Here is a 19697-nt window from a genome sequence, read left to right on the forward strand (position 1 = left end):
GCCTGGAAATTTAAACAATTTAGTTCATGGACCTATCTAAATTGTCACACTAAATTAATTCCTAGGTCGCATGGAGTTAACCCGATGTTAACCTTAATGCTTTCTTCCCCCTAGCCGGAGGTGGCTAACGCAACATTTAAAGCCCCGAATTCTCCCGAAGCAAACACTAAAATAGGGGAAAACATTTCACTACTTTGCGCCTACCGTGACGCAGGAAAAGGAGTCAACCATGGCCTGTTCGTGGGATAAGTGCCAACGCGATCTGAACAAGCGCTGGTCGCAGCTTTCTTCAGCCGAGCAAAAGGGCGTTATCGGCGCCCTCATCCTGGACGGCGTCCTCAAGGCGACTGCGTGGCACTACCTCTACCACCTGCCCAGCCGCAAAATCCGCGGACCGAAGTGGCTCTGGGCCATCATCACCGCCGTCATCGGCACCTTCGGCCCCGCCGGCTTCCTCCTCGGCGGCATCCGACGTCGTTAGAACGTAGCGCACTTAGTGGCAGCCCTGGTTTCGGCCCGGCTGCCACTTTTCTTTGTTCGGGGAGCGGTCCTCTCTATCCCCGAGCAGGTCGTGGCGCTTCGTGCTTTTCCTACTAGAAACCCCGCGGTCCACGGTCGCCTGTGAACTGGCCGGGTTGGGCGGGGTGGTCTGCCTGGTTGGGGTGGGCGCCTATAAGGCGGCTGAGCCCGGGGACCAGGCGGACTAGGAGAATGGCTCCTAGTTGCGGAAGCCGTGAACCGGGGCTGGGATGAAGCCGCCACGGTTGATGAACTGGGAGTTGCCCACGGTGTTGACCGGGATGACGGGGGCGTAGCCCAGCAGACCGCCGAAGTTGACCTCGTCGCCGATCTGGGCGCCTGGGACAGGGATGACGCGCACCGCGGTGGTCTTATGGTTCATCATGCCGATGGCCGCCTCGTCGGCGATCATGCCGGCGATGGTGGTGGCAGAGGTATCACCCGGCAGGGCGATCATGTCGAAGCCGACGGAGCAGATGGAGGTCATCGCCTCCAGCTTGTCCATGGAGATGGCCCCGGACTTGACCGCGTCGATCATGCCTTTGTCCTCGGAGACCGGGATGAAGGAACCCGATAGGCCGCCGACGCGGGAGCAGGCCATCATGCCGCCCTTCTTGACGGCATCGTTAAGCAGCGCCAAGGCAGCGGTGGTGCCGTGGGTGCCGACCTGGTCCAGGCCCATGTGCTCGAGGATGTGGGCGACGGAGTCGCCCAGCTCGGCGGTAGGCGCCAGGGACAGGTCCACGATGCCGAAGGGGACGCCGAGGCGCTCCGCGGCGAGGTTGCCCACCAGCTGGCCGGCGCGGGTGATCTTGAACGCGGCCTTCTTGACCTCTTCGGCGACCTCGTTGAGGGTCGCGCCTTCCAGCGAACCCAGGGCACGGTCGACTACGCCGGGGCCGGAAACGCCCACGGAGACCACACAGTCGGGCTCCTCGATGCCGTGGAAAGCACCCGCCATGAACGGGTTATCGCCCACGGAGTTCGCGAAGACCACCAGCTTGGCGCAAGCGATGGCGGAGTTGTCGCGGGTCAGTTCCGCGGACTCCTTGATGACCTCACCCATGCGCTTGGCGGCGTTCATGTTGATCCCAGCTCGGGAGGAGGCGATGTTGACCGAGGAGCAGACGAGCTCGGTGGTGGACAGGGCCTCCGGGATGGAGTCGATGAGCTTCTTCTCCGCGGAGGTGGCGCCCTTTTCCACGAGGGCGGAATAGCCGCCCACGAAGTTGACGCCGACTTCCTTGGCGGCGCGGTCGAGGGCCTCGGCGACCTCGACGGGATTGCCGTCGACGCCGGCGACCACGAGGGAGACCGGGGTGACGGAGATACGCTTGTTGACAATCGGGATGCCCAGCTCGGTCTCGATACCGCGGGCGACCTCGACCAGGCGCTCGGCGCGCTGGGTGACCAGGTCGTAGACAGCCTCGGCGGTGGCGGACATCGTGGGGCGGGTGCAGCCGAGCAAGGAGATGCCCATCGTGACCGTCCGGATGTCCAGGCGGTACTTGTCGATCATCTCGATGGTCTCGAGGACCCGGTGAGTGTTGAACGTGTTAACCATGAATCCAGACTCTCCTTAGACCTCGTTCATGGTGGTGAACAGTTCTTCGGACTGGATGCGAATGGACTGCTTCTTCGCCTCCGCGACCGGGTCCATCTTCGACTGGATTTCGGCAATGGAGGTGGCAGAATCATCGAATTTGACCCGCAGGATCATCGTGAAAAAGCCCGACATCAACGTCTGGGAGATGTCAACAATATTCACATCGAGCTCGGCAAGCTGGGTCGACACGGAGGCAACAATACCGGTGGAATCCACACCGGTCACGGTCATAATCGCAAACATGCCCTTATTGTATCTGTCACTCCACAGGTGGCGGGGCAATGGGCACAATCGGCAAGGTAATTCGCCTCACTTTGGTACGGTGGGGCCTATGACGATCAACCACAAACCCAAGGTCCTCATCATCGGCGGACACGGCAAGGTCGCCCAGCTCGCCGCTCCGAAGCTGCGCGAGGCCGGCGCCGACGTCACCTCGCTCATTCGTAACCCGGAGCAGCAGGCCGACATCGAAAAGCTGGGGGCGACGCCGTACCTGGCGGACGTCACCCAACTGACCGTGGAGGACTGGGCCGAGCTGGAGACCCAGTTCGACGCGGTGGTTTGGTCCGCCGGCAACGGCGGCCGCGGCGGCGAGCAGGTGACCATCGACGTCGACCAGGACGCCGCGCTGGCCAGCATCCACGGTCTGGAGCAGCTGCGCGACCAGGGTGCGAAGGTCCCGCGCTACGTCATGGTCTCCTACAAGGGCGCGACGCAGGCCCAATTCGATCCGGACCACGACCTCTACACCTACTCACTGGCCAAGAAGGTCGTGGACGACTACCTGAACTCCACCGACCTGGACTACGTCATCCTGGGGCCGGCAGTGCTTACCGAGGAACCGGCCGCTGGCATCGAGCTCGTCGCCGATCAGCCTGCCACCTCCACCGATGAGCACACCTCCCGCGAACTGGTGGCCGCGGTCATCGCTGAAGTCGTCACTCGCGAGCAGACCCCGCACAGCCCGGTCTCCTTCGTCGACGGCGAAGGCGCACTCAGCGAGATCGCCTAGAACGGGAGAAAGGCCGTCGGCTCCACAGATCCTGTCGGGCCGACAGACTTCGTAGACCGTGAAGATATCCAAAAGCATTGGAGATTTTGGAGACTTTGCGGGCTGTGCAGACTCGGGAGACTGTAGACGGGGAGCACAAACCCGAGGTGGGGTGGGAGACGAGATGGGGGACGAGCGAGTGATCACAACGGCGGGGCAGGGGCTGCGCAGGGTCCTGCTGGACTGCGACCCCGGCATCGATGATGCCGTGGCGATCCTGTACCTGGCCGGGCGGCACCACGCCGGGGAAATCGAGCTGGTCGGGATTAGCACCACGGGCGGTAACGCCAGCGCCGACCAGACGGCGCTCAACGCCCGTTGGCTGTTGGACGCGTGCGGGCTGCCCGAGGTTCCCGTGGGCGTGGGGGAGGCCGGCCCCGCCGACCGAGAGCTGGTCACCACCCCGGAGACCCACGGGCCCAGCGGCCTGGGGCACTTCGACGCGCGGCTATCCGACTGGGGAGCGCCGCGGCTCCCGTGGCGAGAGCTGTGGCAGCAGTGCTTGGACGAGGACGGGCCGGTAGACCTCATCGTGACCGGTCCGCTGACGAACGCGGCGCAGTGGGACAAGCTCGCGGAATTTCGCCAGGTAACCGTCATGGGCGGGGCCGTTAACTACCGCGGCAACACCACGCCCACTGCCGAGTGGAATTTCTGGGTGGACCCTCTGGCCGCTCACCGTTTCTTCCGCGCCCAGCTGCCGCCGGTGGTGCTGTGCTCGCTGCAGGTAACCGAACAATTCCTCATCACCCCGGAGCGCGCCGCGCGGTTGGCAGGCGTGCTTGCCGACGCGGACCTGGCCGCGTCGATGCTCGAGATGCTCCGGTTCTACTTCGAGTTCCACGACGCGCAAGGCGAGGGCTACCAGGCCCAAGTCCACGACGCCGTGACTGCGATCGTGGCGCTGAGCGCCTGCGGCTACGATTCCGTGCCCACGACCATGGACGTCGAGGTCGACAGCCCGCTGCTGCGGGGAACGAGCGTGGCGGATCTGCGCGGGCACTGGGGCCGCGATGCCAACGCTTCCTTGGTCAGGACGATAGACGTCGAGGGCGCGCACGCGGAATTGGAGCGGGGCTGGCGGCTGCTAGCCCAATTCGGGCCGCAGGAGTCGAAGACGCTAAGATAACCTGCGTACGTGTGCTGGCTCGAGGTGACATAGAGCAGGCAGCGCGGCGCACGCCGTGCTTTTCCTATCCACTACCAACCCCGCAGGTGGTCAATTTCTATGTCTCCGCTGTTTTCGAAGTACGCTCAATCTGCTAACTCTTCCGCGCCGCGAACTCCCGGCCCGGCTAAACTCAGCGCCGGCCGCCGCGCCCTGATGGTAGCCGGCGCCCTAGTCGTCGCCGGGACCTGGAGCTACCTGGTCCTGCTGCGGCCCACCGATTGGGAGTCCGTGGCCGGCAGCCCCGAGGCGTTTATCACCCTGGCCGGCTATTTCGGCGGGGCAGCGCTGCTGCTCGCCGGCGCGTTGCCCTCCCTGACCGCCGGGGCCATCGCCCTCATCCCCGGCTGCTTGGTCATCAACATCGTCATCGGTGAGCTCATCGGCTCAATCGGCGTGCCGCTCTACCTGGATTCCCTGGGCACCGTTCTGATGGCGGCACTTTTGGGCCCGGTGGCAGGCCTGGCCACCGGCACGTTGTCGTCCGTGGTCTGGGGATTTATCAACCCGGCCGCCTTGCCATTTGCGGCGGTGTCGGCGGCCACGGGTTGGATGGCCGGGTGGGCCATCCAGCGCGGCGCCCTCCAGCGCATCTGGCGGATCGTGGTCAGCGGCGCCATCATCGGCATCATCAGCGGCATGCTCGCCGCTCCGGTGGCGGCCTTCGTCTACGGCGGCACGGCCGGGCTGGGAACCGGGGCCCTAGTCTCGGTCTTCCGCGAGTTCGGCAATTCCCTCTTGGCCTCGGTGACCATGCAGTCGCTGGTCTCCGACCCACTCGACAAGATCGTCGTCCTTTTTTTCGTCGCCCTCACGGTCAAAGCGCTGCCGCAACGAGTCCTCAAGCGCCTGCACCCGGCAGTGCAGCCACGCCCGGACGCCGAGAAGAAGTCCTAGTCGCCGGGGGAGACGGTCCAGAGTGGGCATGGGTACGGACGCGGTCCCGACCGCGGGTATGAGTGGCGGCGAGGGCGCGGCGGCCGGGGTGCTACGCGGCAGGCTGCACCCGGCTACACCAGCCACCTGTGCCGCGGTGGCGTGGTTGCTCGTCATCGCGCTGAACCACCCGGTGGTCTCCGCGGTGGTTCTGCTGCTCGCGCTTGTCGCCGGTGCCGTCACTGGCCGCGGGCTAGCGGTTGCGTTGACGACCTGCGTCATTTCTTTCCCTGCGGCGCTGTCGATGGTGGCCATCCACGCCCCGCACGGTCAGGACCAGATCTTTGCATTTGTGGCCCGCGACGGGCTGGCACTGGCCGGGGCTTTGTCCCTGCGGTTTTTCGCTCTCGTCGCGGTGGTGCTGGCCGCGGTTGCCTGTGTCACCGTGCCGGATGTGGCCAAGGCTATCCAGGCCTCCCAGGCCGGCCACAAGGTGGCCTATATCGTGGGCGCTTCGCTACAGCTGCTGCCCCGGGGCACGCGGGTCGTTGGCGTGGTGCGGGACGCCAACCTCCTGGAAGGCCGCAGACCCGGGTGGCGGAACCTGGCGGTCCGGTATATCGGTCCGGTGGTCTCCCTGCTTTTGTACCAAGCCACCGCGCAAGCCAAGGCGCTGACCGCCGTCGGCTTCGACCAGCCCGGCCCGCGCACGGTGCTCCGCCCGGTGCCGGACAGCCGCGGGCAACGGGCCTTCCGCTGGGCAGTCGCGTGCATGGGCCTGGCCGTCGTGGGGTGGTCGCTATGGACTTAGCGCAGGTGGTCGCCCACGTTCGGAAGTCCTCCGCGCCGCTCGTGCAGGTGGTGGTGCCCGCTACCCACCAGGCCGAGGACGTTGCCGAGACGGTCTCCGCCGCGCTGGAAATCCGGGCGGTGTTAGGAGCGGACCCGCAGGTGCATATCTCCGGTCTGCGCTCCACGGTCATTGAGGAACTGGCCATCCCGCTGGAGCACGCCGGCTGGATGCGGGAGCGAATGGAGCGCCGCTGCACGGAAACACTCGCGCAGGTGGGGCTTAGCGAACACGCGGAGCGCCATCCGCTGCGCCTATCCGGCGGCCAGACCCGCCGCTTGGCCATAGCCGCGCTGACCATCGTCTCCCCGGCAGCAGTCGTGCTGACCGAACCGCTGGCGGGACTGGACCGGGCGTCGCGGGCTGGCATCGTCGAGCTTCTCCACGCCATGGGAGGCAGCCGGGTGGTGACGGTGAGCCACGCTGTGGAAGAAGACCTGGGCGGCGAGGTTCTCAGCATCGACCCGGCGGCAGACGCGCCCGACCTGGCGGCTGCGGTGCAGGTCCTCGAGCTGCCAACCCCCGGTATAGCCGAGCACGGGGAGCCGCAGACACAGGCAGAGCAGGTGCTAAGACCAGTGCCGTCGCTGGACGGGGAAAGCTTGGTGGTGCGGGACCTGGTTGTGCGGCGCGGGGTGGGCCGGCGGCGCTGGTGGCAGTTCCGGCGGGCTAGCGGCGCGGATTTCCGGGTCGGACCGGTGGACTTCGACCTCGTGCCCGGCCAGGTCCTGTGGGTGCGCGGGGATAACGGCAGTGGGAAGACCACGCTGGTGCGGGCGCTGGCCGGCCTGGACGGGTACGCGCCGGTGTGCGACTCGGTCGCGGCCTGCCTGCAGTCGCCCTTCGACCAGGTGGCAGCCCCGACCGTGGGGGTGATGCTGGGATCCGGGCAGGCCTGCGCGCGGCTTGGCGTGGACCCGCAGGCGCACCCGCTCGACCTGCCGGTTTCTCAGCTGCGGGTGGTCCAAGTCCTCGCCGCGGCCCGGCGAGGAGGACGCGTGGCCATCTTTGACGAGCCCGATACCTACCTCGCGCCCGAGTACCGAAAGCTGGTCAGGGGGCTTATCGCGCGGGCGGCCGCCAATGGTTCGGCGGTGGTGCTGACCTGTCATAACGAAAAATTCGTGCACGACCTGCCTGCGGGGCTGGCCGTACACGAACTGTGGCTCGGGCGGGCTGGGGGAGAGCTCAGCTAGTCGACGCCGTCCTTACGGATGGAGTGCTCGACGATATCGAGGACGCTGCTGAGCCGCTGGGTGTCACCCATGGCCAGGCGGTTGATGAAGCCGTCCATGAAGGTCTCCAGGTAAATGACGAGGGTCTCGACAGGGACGTCGTCGCGCAGCCGGCCCTTCTCCGCATTGGAGTAGAGGCGCTGGCGCACCGCGTCATCCAGGATGGACTGGTGATCCTTCCAGCGGGCCCGGAAGGAGGCATCCGTGCGCAGCAGCGAGATGATCTCCAGGCGGGTGGCCAGCCAGTCGTAACGCTCCGGCTGGTTGAGCATGTTCCGCATGACCTCAACCAAACCTTCGCGGGCGACGACCTCCGCCTGGCGGGCGGCGTCCTCGCGGGCCAGGGCCAAAAACAGCGACTCCTTATCACCGAAGTGGTGGAAGATAGCGCCGCGGGACTTGCCGGTCGCTTCCTCCAGCAGGCGCACGGTGGCCCCTTCGTAACCATGCTCAGCGAAGCAACGCCGAGCGCCTATCAAGATGTCGTGGCGGCGCCGATTGAGTTCGCTATCGCTGACGATGGGCATGTTGTGACCTCTTGCTCTGTGGGGTGGACGTGGACAGGAAAATGCACGCGTGAAGCGCTAACACCGGCTACCGGTGGACAAGGAGAGGGGACGGCAAAGGGGGCCGCGAGGCTCCCGCGGGCTTATCGCGGAAGTGCAGCCCCCTTTTATTCTAAGGTGCGGCTAGTGGCCTAGCTGTCTTAGGACTTGACCATCTGGCGCAGCACGAACTGCAGGATGCCGCCGTGGCGGTAGTAGTCAGCCTCACCAGGAGTGTCGATGCGCACGTCGGTGTCGAACTCGACGGTGGAGCCGTCCTCCTTGGTGGCGGTGACGTGAACTTCCTTCGGGTGACCATCGTTGTTGAACTCGCTCAGGCCGACGATGTCGAAGGTCTCGGTGCCGTCCAGGCCGAGGGACTCGTGGGAGTCGCCGTCCTTGAACTGCAGCGGAGCCACGCCCATACCGATGAGGTTGGAGCGGTGGATGCGCTCGTAGGACTCGGTGATAACAGCCTTGACGCCCAGCAGGTTGGTGCCCTTAGCAGCCCAGTCACGCGAGGAACCGGTGCCGTACTCCTTACCGGCCAGCACGACCAGCGGGGTGCCCTGCTCCTTGTAGTTCTGAGCGGCGTCGTAGATGAACGCCTGCGGGCCACCCTCCTGGGTGAAGTCGCGGGTGTAGCCGCCGGTGACGTCCACCAGCTGGTTAGCCAGGCGGATGTTGGCGAAGGTACCGCGGACCATGACCTCGTGGTTACCACGACGGGAGCCCAGGGAGTTGTAGTCCTTGCGGGCCACACCGTGCTCGTCCAGGTACTGCGCGGCCGGCGTGCCCGGCTTGATGGCAGAAGCGGGGGAGATGTGGTCGGTGGTGACCGAATCTCCCAGCTTCACCAGGACGCGAGCGCCCTTGATATCCTCGACGTCGCCCGGCTCGAGCTCCATGCCCTCGAAGTACGGTGCCTTGCGGACGTAGGTGGAGTTCTCGTCCCACTCGAAGGTCTCGCCTTCCGGGACGTCCAGGTTGCGCCATGCGTCGTCGCCCTTGAAGACGTCGGCGTAGTCGGCCTCGTACATCTCGCGGGAGATAGCGGACTGGATGGTCTCCTCAATCTCCTCGGTGGACGGCCAGATGTCCTTCAGGAAGACGTCGTTGCCGTCCTGGTCCTGGCCCAGGGCCTGGTTCTCGAAGTCGAAGTCCATGGTGCCGGCGATAGCGTAGGCGATGACCATGATCGGGGACGCCAGGTAGTTCATCTTGACGTCCGGGGAGATGCGGCCCTCGAAGTTACGGTTACCGGACAGGACTGCGGTGGCAGCCAAGTCGTGCTCGTTGATGGCGTTCGAGATCTCGTCCGGCAGCGGGCCGGAGTTGCCGATGCAGGTGGTGCAGCCGAAGCCGGAGAGGTAGAAGCCCAGAGCCTCGAGGTCCTTCCACAGGTCGGCGCGCTGGAAGTAGCCGTCGACAACCTGGGAACCCGGGGCGCAGATGGTCTTGACCCACGGCTTGGAGTGCAGGCCCTTCTTGGCCGCGTTTCGGGCGATCAGGCCGGCACCGACCATGACGGACGGGTTCGAGGTGTTGGTGCAGGAGGTGATGGAGGCGATAGCCACCATGCCGTGGTCCAGGGTGTACTCGCCACCGTTCGGGGAGTTGACCACGACCGGGTGGGACTGACGTCCGGAGGAGCCCTTGGCAGCGGACTCGTTGTTGCCGGCGCGGGACTGGTTCAGGCCGCCGGTGACGTCGACGTCGTCTTCCGGAGCGCCGCCCTCGTCGGTCATGCGCTTGGCCTCAACGGTGGTCTCGTCGACGATAACCTCGTCGGTGGTGTAGTTGCCCAGGTCCTTACGGAACTGTTCCTTGGCCTCGGACAGTAGGATGCGGTCCTGCGGGCGCTTCGGGCCGGCGATGGACGGGACCACGGTGCCCAGGTCGAGCTCGAGGTACTCGGAGTACTCGGCCTCCGGAGCGTCCTGCTCCAGCCACATGCCCTGTGCCTTGGCGTACTCGCGGACGCGATCGATCTGCTCTTCCGGACGGCCAGTGAGCTCGAGGTACTTGATGGTCTCTTCGTCGATCGGGAAGATGGCCGCGGTGGAGCCGAACTCAGGGGACATGTTGCCGATGGTGGCGCGGTTGGCCAGTGGGACGGACTTGACGCCGTTGCCGTAGAACTCGACGAACTTGCCGACAACGCCCTGCTGACGCAGCATCTCGGTGATGGTCAGAACGACGTCGGTAGCGGTCACGCCGACCGGGATCTCACCGGTCAGCTTGAAGCCGACGACCTTTGGGATGAGCATGGAGACCGGCTGGCCCAGCATGGCAGCCTCGGCCTCGATGCCGCCGACGCCCCAGCCCAGGATGCCCAGGCCGTTTTCCATGGTGGTGTGGGAGTCGGTACCGATACAGGTGTCCGGGTAGGCCAGGCCCTCGTTGTCGAAGACGACGCGGGACAGATACTCGATGTTGACCTGGTGGACAATACCGGTTCCCGGGGGCACCACGCGGAAGTTGGAGAAGTTCTCGGAGCCCCAGCGGAGGAACTGGTAGCGCTCCTCGTTGCGCTGGTACTCGATCTCGACGTTCTTCTCGAGAGCGTCGGAGGAACCGAAGGCCTCGGTAATAACGGAGTGGTCGATGACCATCTCGGCCGGGTTCAGCGGATTGACCTGATCCGGGGTGCCGCCCAGAGCGGACACGGCCTCACGCATGGTGGCCAGGTCGACCACGCAGGGAACGCCGGTGAAGTCCTGCATCAGAACGCGGGCCGGGGTGAACTGGATCTCGGTGTCCGGCTCAGCCTTCGGGTCCCAGTTGGCCAGGGCATCGATGTGCTCCTTGGTCACGTTCTTGCCGTCTTCGTGGCGCAGCAGGTTCTCGCCGAGGACCTTCAACGAGTAGGGCAGCTTAGACATGCCCTCGACAGCGTTGATGTCAAAGTAATCGTAGGACTTGCCGTTGACGTCAAGAGTCTTCTTGGCGCCGAAAGAGTTCAAGCTTTCAGTCACAGGGAGCTCCATTCCTTGTTTGAGAACTAAGATGTTCGCCATCGTCGCTCAGGTATTAGTTCCGCATACTCGCCCGGGGTACCCCGCGCTAGCGGGAAACGAGGGCAAAGTTAATAGTCATGGGATATATACTTCGGAGACGACGTGAACGCGATGGTTCATCTATCCATCATAGATGGCTGAACCGTCGACTGCCTTAACTATAACAGTACGCGCGTTTTGTTTCCACCATTTTGGCGCTGCGCGGCGAGTCGGATGCCCGCGGGGGATAGATGAGTGCGTAATCTGACCCGGTACACAAACCGGACGGGTTTTGCCTATTCCCAGCTCAGCGCGCTGCTGTGTGGGGCTGGGGGCGCGATTGGGAGAGAGCAAGGAGGCGTGGCGATGATTCCTCAGGGGGTAGATGTTCCGGACTTGGCGGAACAGCTTTCCGAAGATTCCGTTGCTTTTACTAACCCCGTTTTAGCGGGGGACCCGGCTGCCCAGACTGACGCGCAGGCCGCCCTACGTGACGGCGACGGCATTGCGGTCGTCGACGTGGCGGGCGGCATGCCGGCCGATTACCGTGACGTGGCTCAGGAGCTACAGGACGCCACTGGCCTAGACACGGTCATCGTCCAGTCGCCGGGGACAATCTCAGTGGTCAGTGATTCCTTGTCCCGAGCAGAAATTGAGTCCGCCCAGTCCGGGGTGCCGGCAGGGGTCACCCAGGCCGAGGCCCTCGGAGCCTTCTATGGCGGTGTCGACCAGACCCCGTCCTTTTACCTTCCGGCGGCAACACTCGTGGCCCTTGTGGTCGCCCTCGTCGGCGGAGTGTGGGCCTTCCGGCGGGCAGCCGGCGCGGCGGCAGGGGGGCATCTCCGCGGGTGCGGCTGTCCGTGTGGGGGCACCGGGGGCCTAGGCTGAAAGTAGAAATACACGGAAAGTTGAACCATAACGGCACAGTCACTTCTGGCCGTGGGAACCCGGGAATAAAACGGCACTGGTCGGCGTTAGTGGGCGCCCGTTACACGGAAAGCGGTCAATCCTAGAAGGTTGACCGCTTTTCTGATCTGTCGGGTAGCTAACGGGCTGGGAGCGGGCGGCGGGGCGAAACTAGGCGGAACGTGACGAACCGCACAGACAAAATCTCAAGTTGGTAACGGCGCTGGTAACGGCGGAATGTTAAGTGCTGTGGCTTTACTTAACTCCTGTGGTTTGTGGGAAATATATGCGAGATGTGGTGTATGTGCTCTATGGTTTCTATAGCAACTCATGAGGTGAATTGTGGAACATGGTTCACGGATTGAGGCTTGACTGGAACGTCTAAGCGCACGTGGTACGGGCATGTGGGGAAGCACGCCAAGACCCGGCGAAGGGCAGTTGTGGTCGGGGTTCAACCGTTGTGCCGCGTTTGCTATTTGGCTCATGGGTTGGAGTTAATGTCCAATCTTTGTATTGCCAGCAGGCTAGGAGGAGACAAGTCTTAAGCCTTTACCGTTTTCGATAAGTGTCGCACCCACATCAGGGGCCATCCCGGAGGTCATCCGGCCGGGGACGTGCCCAGAATCCAAGGGCTGCTGTGCGAGGAACTCATGCCGATGGGGAAGTCTGTGCCTGAGTCCGTACGCCAGCCACGCGGATCGCGTGAGTGGGCGAGCGCGCGTATGTGTTGACGGTCGAGGAGGAGAGGCTTCGGCATACCTTTGTGCGAGGTAGGTCTGTCTCAACACGCCTAGGTTGCTGGCCAAGGAGCATATTCGTGGCCACCACATCCAATGTGAACGCGCGGAGTAATTCCGGCCGTTCTGTCAAGTCCCGTTTCCGGGCGGCGTTTTCCGCTGTTGCCTGCACGGCAACGCTGTCTACCGTCGCCACCTTGACCCCTACCGTTGCCAACGCCGATGAGCCGGGGGATGACCTCCAGCGGCTGACCCGTGAACTGAGCCGGGGCAGCAGCTCAATCTCCGATGTCGCCGGCGCCATCGCCGACGTCCAGGGCGAGATCTCCCGCCTGGAAGGCGAAATCGGCCGCTACCGCGAAATCGTCAACCAAGCCCTGGTCGATCTCCAGGACGCGCGCACCGAGGCCCAGCAGGCCCGCGATGGCGCGGCCGCCGCCAAGGATGAGCTCAACGGCGCCCAGGTGGACGTCGAAAAGGCCCAGGAGAAGCTCGACGAGATTTCTCGCTCGGCCTACCGCCGCTCCGGGACCTCGGACGCGGTGACCAACGCCGCCGGCGCTGACGCGCGCGCTGAGAAGCTGGAGCGCCAGAGCTACCTGGCGGGCCAGTCGGACAAGCAACGTGCCGTCGTCGAGGACCTGGAAAAGGTCCGCACCCAGAAGGCGAACAAGGAATCCCAGCTGCGCCTGGCCAAGGAACTGGCCGACCAGCGCGAAGAGCGCGCGACCTCCGCCGAGGAAGACGCGCGCAAGACCCTGGAGGATTCCCTGGCCGAGGTCGAAAAGATCTCCGCTGAGCGCAACGAACTGGCCCTCCAGGAAGAAGACGCCCAGGAAGCGTTAGATGAGGCCCGCGGCCACTCGCCGCGCGGCAACCACGGCTCCACCAGCGAAGCCAAGGACGACAAGGACGACAAGAAGGCTTCCGGCAGCGACCGCTCCCAGTCCGCCACGGCTACCTCTTCGGCCGCCCCGCGGGAGGAGTCCTCCTCCGCCCGCTCGGGCGCGCAGAACAGCACCTCGGCGCAGACGTCGACCGCGGAGAACGCTTCGGCGTCGGAGTCCTCTACCGCGGCGGAGTCCAGCGAGTCGACCGAGTCTAGCGATTCCTCGGCTACCTCCACCAGCGCGGAGAACTCCGGCGCGGGCCACGGCGACTCGAAGCAGAACGAGCCGACCGTCCAGGGCTTGGAGCCGGCCCAGCGTTCCGGCGCGGGCGACGCGGCCTCCGGTGACCAGCTGAGCTCTAACGAAAACGGCTCTTCCGAGGAAGACATGGCGCTGCTGTCGAGCGCGGCCATGGCCGTGGCCCAAGGCATCGTCGCCGGCTCCCAGCCGGTGCACACACAGCTGGAAGAGGCGACCGCGGACGAGTCCACCGGTAGCCTGCCGGCCCTGCAGGGCGAAGGCCAGGGTGACCAAGACGCGGACCTGACCAGCCAGCTGGACGGTGTTCTGGAGGACCTCGAGACCTCTGACTCGGTGACGGAAGAAGCCAGCGACGCGGTCTCGGACATGGGCCGCGAGGCCCAGATCGAGGCCGTCATCGCCCGAGCCGAATCCCAGATTGGCGTGCCCTACGCCTGGGGCGGCGGCGACGCCAACGGCCCGACCCAGGGCATCCGCGACGGCGGCGTGGCCGACTCCTTCGGCGACTACAACAAGGTCGGCTTTGACTGCTCCGGCCTGGTGATCTACGCCTTCGCCGGCGTCGGCATCTCCCTGCCGCACTTCACGGGCTACCAGTACAACCACGGCGAGAAGATCCCGACCTCCGAGATGGAGCGCGGCGACCTAATCTTCTACGGTCCCAACGCCTCGCACCACGTCGCCATCTACCTGGGCGACGGTATGATGCTGGAAGCCCCGCAGTCGGGCCAGAACGTGCAGAAATCCCCGGTGCGCTACGGGGGTATGGCACCGTATGCCGTACGTCTCATCTAGCGTCGCCAAATATTAAGCCACCAACTTTAGTTGGTACTGTCAGGATTATGACTGACGCACAACAGACTAATCCTGGCTATGACGCCCTCCTCGTTCTTTCTTTCGGTGGCCCGGAAGGAAACGAGGAGGTCGTCCCGTTTCTGGAGAACGTCACTCGCGGCCGCGGCATCCCCCGGGAGCGCCTGGTCAAGGTCGGGGAGCACTACTTCCACTTCGATGGTGTCAGCCCCCTAAACGGGCTCAACCGCGAAATCATCGACAACGTCAAGGGCGAGCTCGCCCGCCGCGGGATGGACCTGCCGGTGTACTTCGGCAACCGCAACTGGCACCCCTTCGGCAACGAGGCCGCGGAGGAGATGGCCGCCGACGGCGTGCGCCGCGTGCTCGTCTTCGCCACCTCGGCGTGGGGCGGCTACTCGGCCTGCAGGCAGTACGACGAGGACATCGTCGCCATGCGCCAGCACCTGGCGGACAAGGGGCTGCCCGAGATCGAATTCACCAAGCTGCGGCAGTTCTACTCCCACCCGAAGTTCGTCGGGGAGATGGCCCGCGCGCTCAAGGAAGCGTGCACCGAGATCCCGCAGGAGAAGTGGGAAAGCACCCGGGTGCTGTTCACCGCCCACTCCGTGCCGAACGCCCACGACGCCGTCGGCGGCGCAGTAGGCGACAAGAATCTGTACTCCCGCCAAGTGGCGGAGGCGGCCAAACTCATCGCCGAGCAGGCGGGGATCGGCCGTTACGACCTGGTGTGGAACTCCCGCTCCGGCAACCCGGCCACGCCGTGGCTGGAGCCCGACATCGTCGACCACGCCACCGACATCCACAACGACGAGGGCGTGGACGCGATCGTCGTGTGCCCGGTCGGCTTCATCTCCGATCACATGGAGGTCATTTGGGACCTGGACTCGGAGCTGGCCGAGGCCTGCCGCGAGATGGGCGTCGCAATGTCGCGCACCCGCACCGCCGGGCCGACCCCGGCCTTTACCGAGATGATCGTCGATCTCATCGAGGAAATGACCACCGGCGCGCCGCGGGAAGACCTGGGAGAGGTCACTACCCAGGGCTGCACCGTCAACGGCGAGCCCTGCGCCCCGGGCTGCTGCGACATCTGGTCGCTGCGCAAATCCAGCTAGCGGGCGAAGTCGCTGAGCGCGTAGGCTACCCCGGCCATGCGCGCCTGGCGGATGTGCCGCCACAGGCGCAGCAGCTGCGGAGCCAGGCTGTGATCCCCCAGGCGATCCGTGACCGTTTCGATAATGGCCGCGACGCGATCGGCGCGGGCAAAAAGCTTGGCCGTGCGTCCCGGCACGCACGACGGCAGGCCGGGGGTGTCGTAGAAGTCCGCCAGCGTACCGACGGTCAGCCGGGCGTCGGCGGCGTTTATCTTGCGCTGCCCGCTGGCCTCGATAAGCTGCGCGGATTCCTCCGTCGCAGCCGATAACACAGCGTTGGCCTCCCCGGGGCTAAGCCAGGCCGGCTCGGGTAGGCGCCCGGTGACCTCGTAATCGAACCACCAGGTCCCCCGTCATGGAACTCGGGGGCCAAGACCACGTGGCGGTCGGGGTCTACGGTGCGCACGACGATGCCGCCGGCCCCGTTCGCCACCACGTGCTCTGCGGCTGCCGTACCCGCGGGCAAGGCGGGCGGGTCCCCGGGCCCGGAGAGAATGAGCCGCAGCGCCGGCTCGGGCCGGGCGCCGGGCGAAAGCTCGGTCTCGCCCGCGGCGTTGTCGCGGATAAGCCGCAGAAGCTCGATCCCGGGTTCGCCGTGACGGACGTAGACCGGCCCGCCCAGCTCTTCGAGGGCCTGCAGGGTCGCATCGGCGGACTCGTGGTGGTAGAGCCAGGCCCCCAACCAGACGGCCGTGTTCTGCAGGGGTGACCATACCTCGGCGCGCATATCCATGACGGCACAGTGTAATAGATAAAATGTAGCTCCATGAGCTTCAACTCCCGAGACCCTTACGGCGGCGATATTTTCGCCGGACACGCGCGCAAGCAGCCGAAGAGCTACCCGGAAGTGCCTGCCGAACCCGGACTCGTGGTGGAGGTCCGCGGGGACGAGCAGGAATTCACCGGCGCGGTCCAGGGCGTGGACAAGACGGTTTTCGGTGAGGTCGTCCGGCTCGCCGACCGCCACGGCAACGAGCGCGTCTTTAACCTGGTCAAGGGCGGCTTCCTTATTGAGGGCGAGCCCGTGACCCTGGTGCGCTACGTGGAAAAACAGGCCCCACGCCGCTCCAACTCCGGCTCCCGCCGGGTGGAAAACGTTGAGGCCAAGGTCGCCGCGCCTTCGCGCATCTGGGTCGAAGGTATCCACGACGCCGCCATCGTGGAGAAGGTCTGGGGCCACGACCTGCGCGTCGAGGGCGTGGTCGTCGAATACCTCGAGGGCTTAGACAACCTGCCGGAGCGGCTCGCGGAATTCAGCCCCGAGCCCGGGCGCCGCATTGGCGTGCTGGCCGACCACCTGGTCGAGGGCAGTAAGGAGAGCCGGCTGACTCGCGCGGTCGGGCCGGACTGCCTGGTCACCGGCCACCCGTACATCGATATTTGGGCCGCGGTAAAACCGGAGCGCCTGGGCCTAAAGACCTGGCCGGAGGTGCCCTACGGCGAGGACTGGAAGACTGGCATCTGCAAGCGGGTGGGCTGGTCTGATCCGAAGGAGGGCTGGCACCGCGTCTACAGCGCGGTCAATTCCTTCCGCGACCTAGAGCCCAGCCTGATCGGCGCGGTCGAGCGCCTAGTGGATTTCGTGACCACCCCAGAGCTGAGCAAGGAGGACCTGCTCTAGGCCTGGTTGCCTCGCTCCAACAGGCGGACGGCTAGTTGCCAGCCGGCGCTCTCGGCTGTCCAGCCGGCGGCTTGCAGGCGCTGGGACATGGCCTGTTTAGAGATGCCCAGCTGCTCGGCCGCTTCGTTCTGGTTGTAGCCGGAACGCACCAGAGAGGTGGCCTCGCGCCCCTCGGCGGTGCGCTTGTGGAGCACGTAGCCCAGCAGGCCGAAGGCGGCGGCGATATCGTCGGCCTCCGACTTGCGGGCGCGCACGTCCGTCTTGGCCCTCACCTGGCCGGCGCGGGCGGAGCGCCCCAAGGCCCCGGAGGCCGTCGCTCGCGCCACGGCCTTATCGGTGGCGCCGGGGCACAGGCCGATCCCCACGGCCCAGTCGCCGTCGGCCAGCAGCGCCATGACGACCTCGCAGACAGAGGAGGGGGAGTCTACCACGGTGCAGATGTCCTCGACCCCGAGGATGGTGAAGTCGTCCACGCCGTCGAGGGTGGCTAGCGCCTGGGCGGAACGCTTAACGAGGTCGGCGCGGTGCATGGAGGAACCGCGGTAACGAGCGTGCACGGCGAGCATAGGGATCCAGCTCCTTCCGGTAAGCGGCCAATAGGGAATATCGGCAAGGCAAAAGCCTTGACCTTTTCTTCTAGTCTACGCCCTGGGCTTGACTGGCGGTAGGTTGGGGTAGCCGGGACTCAGCACAGAGGCCCAGTAGCCCGGCGGCTGCGGCAATCAGGAACGCGGCGAGGATCCAGGGGGAGATTCCGCTCGTGAGGGCCTCGCCGAAGAAGACACCGATGACGGTCGTGGGGACAGAGCCGACCAAGGTCGCGGTGACGAATTGCCAAAACGGGATGCTTGTCAGCGCGGCGGTGTAATTGAGCAAGGAGAAGGGAACGCCCGCCACCATGCGCAGGCTGCAGATGGCCAGCCCTCCGCGGTGGGCCAGGCGGGCGTTCAGGCCAGCCACCGCCGGGTGGGATAGTCTCGGGCGCATCCACTCGCCGAAGAGGGTGCGCACGCTTAGGAAGGCGAGCGCGGCCGAGACGGTCAGGCAGACCAGCGCCAGCCCGAGCCCCAACACCGGCCCGAAGAGGATTCCCGCCGCGACGGTCCAGATGGTCCGGGGAAGGGGAAAGAGGGTGAAGACGATATAGGACAGCGCGAAAAGCACGACGAAGAAGTCGCCGTACCGCTGGGCGCCGGCCCGCAGATCAGATAGCTCCGGCACGTCGACATAGCGCGCCGCCACCGCGAGAGCGGCCACGGCCAGCAGGATGACTAACCGGCGCCGCCAGCCCAGCCCGCATAGCGTGCGCACGGCGTCGCGGAATACCTGGGCCAAGAACCCGCCAAAACTGCGCAACCAGCCCCGCGCGGAGTTCTCATCGTGCATGCCGGACACCTTGCTTTTATGCCTCTGTTCTGTCTTTACTCTCTTTCCAGTTCTACGCCAATCCTGTTCGCACCTGTGCGCGCACGTTCCGGGTAGAAAAAGAAAAACCCACGTTCTTGGTGAAAGAACGCGGGGAGTGTTGTGCCCGGAGGGGGACTTGAACCCCCACGTCCGTTAATAGGACACTAGCACCTCAAGCTAGCGCGTCTGCCATTCCGCCACCCGGGCAGGGTGTTTTCAGCCGTTACCGGCTTCGGCACTCCCAAAACTCTAGCCTGCCGGCGGCGGGCAAACAAATCGCCAGCACACGGCGGTAAACGCCCGCGTGATTATGGAACCATTGTTTGGAAGTTCCTTTTCCTCGCCGAGTGGGCAAGGGGAGGCTAGGTGCCATTCGTGAGCGCGACGCGGGCCGACCGGCGAGGTAGTTCTACTCTTGCATTTAGGCCAAACTCCGGTCTGCGGTGGGGCGATGAATATGGTGTGCGTTACTGACAGACACGGAATGTGTTTTCCGGTACAAATGGGAGTATGACTTCTTACAACGATTCTCGGTTCCCTGGCCCCGACCCGTACGCCCCGCTGCGGGATCTCCCGTCGTTTGCGCTGTCGTCCTCCGACCTAGTCGACGGTGACGAGATTGCCGAGCGCTTCCGCGCTCCGGAGAGCGTTTCGCCGCAGCTTGAGTGGTCCAACCTGCCGGAGGGCACCAAGTCCCTGGCCGTGACCTGCTTCGATCCGGACGCTCCGACGGCCGCCGGTTTCTGGCACTGGGCCGCTTTCAACATCCCGGCCGACGTCGCGGAACTGCCCACCAACGCCGGTGCCGCCGAAGACTTGGGCATCGAGGGCGTTATCTCCCTGCGCAACGACTCCGGCAAGCGCACCTACCACGGCCCGCAGCCGCCGGCCGGCCACGCCCCGCACCGCTACCTCTACGCCGTCCACGCGGTGGACACGGAGAAGCTGGACATCGACCCGGACGCCACCCCGACGGTCCTGGGATTTAACCTGCACTTCCACGCTATTGGCCGCGCCATCCTGTGGGGCTGGTACGAGGAGAAGTAGTCCTCACTTAGC

17 protein-coding genes, 1 tRNA gene and 1 pseudogene are annotated in these 19697 nt (G+C 65.2%); 11 read left to right on the top strand and 8 right to left on the bottom strand.

Annotated features, from left to right (window positions below; translation table 11 throughout):
• Positions 1-229 precede the first annotated feature (229 nt).
• The gene (locus HMPREF3067_RS01750; RefSeq protein WP_070768025.1) at positions 230-481 is read left to right on the top strand and encodes a hypothetical protein; all 252 of its coding nucleotides are present in this window, start codon (positions 230-232) and stop codon (positions 479-481) included.
• A 237-nt stretch (positions 482-718) separates the two neighbouring features.
• Here the strand turns inward: HMPREF3067_RS01750 and HMPREF3067_RS01755 are convergent, their stop codons facing one another.
• Both HMPREF3067_RS01755 and HMPREF3067_RS01760 read right to left on the bottom strand, forming a co-directional pair.
• Positions 719-2083, bottom strand: a complete 1365-nt coding sequence (locus HMPREF3067_RS01755; protein WP_070768026.1) for a PFL family protein — start codon at positions 2081-2083, stop codon at positions 719-721.
• 15 nt (positions 2084-2098) lie between these two features.
• Positions 2099-2368: an ACT domain-containing protein gene (locus tag HMPREF3067_RS01760; protein ID WP_070768027.1), complete on the bottom strand. Its 270-nt coding sequence runs from the start codon at positions 2366-2368 to the stop codon at positions 2099-2101.
• An 88-nt stretch (positions 2369-2456) separates the two neighbouring features.
• Between HMPREF3067_RS01760 and HMPREF3067_RS01765 the strand changes: the two genes are divergently transcribed.
• From HMPREF3067_RS01765 to HMPREF3067_RS01785, 5 genes are all read left to right on the top strand, one after another.
• Positions 2457-3137 carry an NAD(P)H-binding protein gene (locus HMPREF3067_RS01765; RefSeq protein ID WP_070768028.1) on the top strand — a complete coding sequence of 227 codons (681 nt, stop codon included), beginning with the start codon at positions 2457-2459 and terminating at the stop codon, positions 3135-3137.
• Between the two features lie 178 nt (positions 3138-3315).
• Positions 3316-4305, top strand: coding sequence for a nucleoside hydrolase (locus HMPREF3067_RS01770; RefSeq protein ID WP_371259758.1), 990 nt, complete (start codon positions 3316-3318; stop codon positions 4303-4305).
• A 195-nt stretch (positions 4306-4500) separates the two neighbouring features.
• Positions 4501-5241: a glycosyl transferase family 9 gene (locus HMPREF3067_RS01775; protein ID WP_070768029.1), complete on the top strand. Its 741-nt coding sequence runs from the start codon at positions 4501-4503 to the stop codon at positions 5239-5241.
• A 28-nt stretch (positions 5242-5269) separates the two neighbouring features.
• A complete protein-coding gene (locus HMPREF3067_RS01780) occupies positions 5270-6031 on the top strand; it encodes an energy-coupling factor transporter transmembrane component T family protein (protein ID WP_246819202.1) in 762 nt (253 codons plus the stop codon).
• Positions 6022-7266 (top strand): ATP-binding cassette domain-containing protein, encoded by a 1245-nt coding sequence (locus HMPREF3067_RS01785; RefSeq protein ID WP_070768030.1) that lies wholly within the window; start codon positions 6022-6024, stop codon positions 7264-7266. The genes HMPREF3067_RS01780 and HMPREF3067_RS01785 overlap by 10 nt, the downstream gene beginning before the upstream one ends.
• Here HMPREF3067_RS01785 and HMPREF3067_RS01790 read toward each other — a convergent pair.
• Positions 7263-7832, bottom strand: coding sequence for a TetR/AcrR family transcriptional regulator (locus HMPREF3067_RS01790; protein WP_070768031.1), 570 nt, complete (start codon positions 7830-7832; stop codon positions 7263-7265). The two genes, HMPREF3067_RS01785 and HMPREF3067_RS01790, sit on opposite strands and share 4 nt — an antisense overlap.
• 179 nt (positions 7833-8011) lie before the next feature.
• Complete coding sequence (gene can, locus HMPREF3067_RS01795; RefSeq protein ID WP_210400063.1) at positions 8012-10828, bottom strand: aconitate hydratase; 2817 nt, start codon at positions 10826-10828, stop codon at positions 8012-8014.
• Between the two features lie 387 nt (positions 10829-11215).
• Between can and HMPREF3067_RS01800 the strand changes: the two genes are divergently transcribed.
• From HMPREF3067_RS01800 to HMPREF3067_RS01810, 3 genes are all read left to right on the top strand, one after another.
• Entirely contained in the window at positions 11216-11737 is a 522-nt protein-coding gene (locus HMPREF3067_RS01800) for an Rv1476 family membrane protein (protein WP_070768033.1), read from the top strand.
• Positions 11738-12572: 835 nt separating this feature from the next.
• Positions 12573-14438 (top strand): DIP1281 family NlpC/P60 protein, encoded by a 1866-nt coding sequence (locus tag HMPREF3067_RS11615; protein ID WP_371259759.1) that lies wholly within the window; start codon positions 12573-12575, stop codon positions 14436-14438.
• Positions 14439-14485: 47 nt separating this feature from the next.
• Positions 14486-15571 carry a ferrochelatase gene (locus HMPREF3067_RS01810; protein WP_070768035.1) on the top strand — a complete coding sequence of 362 codons (1086 nt, stop codon included), beginning with the start codon at positions 14486-14488 and terminating at the stop codon, positions 15569-15571.
• Here the strand turns inward: HMPREF3067_RS01810 and HMPREF3067_RS01815 are convergent.
• A pseudogene (locus HMPREF3067_RS01815) lies at positions 15568-16343 on the bottom strand (hypothetical protein). The gene HMPREF3067_RS01810 and the pseudogene HMPREF3067_RS01815 sit on opposite strands and share 4 nt — an antisense overlap.
• 33 nt (positions 16344-16376) lie before the next feature.
• Here HMPREF3067_RS01815 and HMPREF3067_RS01820 point away from each other — a divergent pair.
• Positions 16377-17231 (top strand): DUF3097 domain-containing protein, encoded by an 855-nt coding sequence (locus HMPREF3067_RS01820; protein ID WP_070768036.1) that lies wholly within the window; start codon positions 16377-16379, stop codon positions 17229-17231.
• Here HMPREF3067_RS01820 and HMPREF3067_RS01825 read toward each other — a convergent pair.
• From HMPREF3067_RS01825 to HMPREF3067_RS01835, 3 genes are all read right to left on the bottom strand, one after another.
• Positions 17228-17797 (bottom strand): MarR family transcriptional regulator, encoded by a 570-nt coding sequence (locus HMPREF3067_RS01825; protein WP_070768037.1) that lies wholly within the window; start codon positions 17795-17797, stop codon positions 17228-17230. The two genes, HMPREF3067_RS01820 and HMPREF3067_RS01825, sit on opposite strands and share 4 nt — an antisense overlap.
• Positions 17798-17867: 70 nt before the next feature.
• Positions 17868-18617, bottom strand: coding sequence for a TVP38/TMEM64 family protein (locus HMPREF3067_RS01830; protein WP_070768038.1), 750 nt, complete (start codon positions 18615-18617; stop codon positions 17868-17870).
• Positions 18618-18759: 142 nt separating this feature from the next.
• Positions 18760-18845 (bottom strand) — tRNA-Leu (locus tag HMPREF3067_RS01835).
• Between the two features lie 303 nt (positions 18846-19148).
• Between HMPREF3067_RS01835 and HMPREF3067_RS01840 the strand changes: the two genes are divergently transcribed.
• Positions 19149-19685, top strand: a complete 537-nt coding sequence (locus HMPREF3067_RS01840) for a YbhB/YbcL family Raf kinase inhibitor-like protein (RefSeq protein ID WP_070768039.1) — start codon at positions 19149-19151, stop codon at positions 19683-19685.
• Positions 19686-19697 lie beyond the last annotated feature (12 nt).

The organism is Corynebacterium sp. HMSC04H06 (assembly GCF_001815935.1).
Classification (GTDB): Bacteria; Actinomycetota; Actinomycetes; order Mycobacteriales; family Mycobacteriaceae; genus Corynebacterium.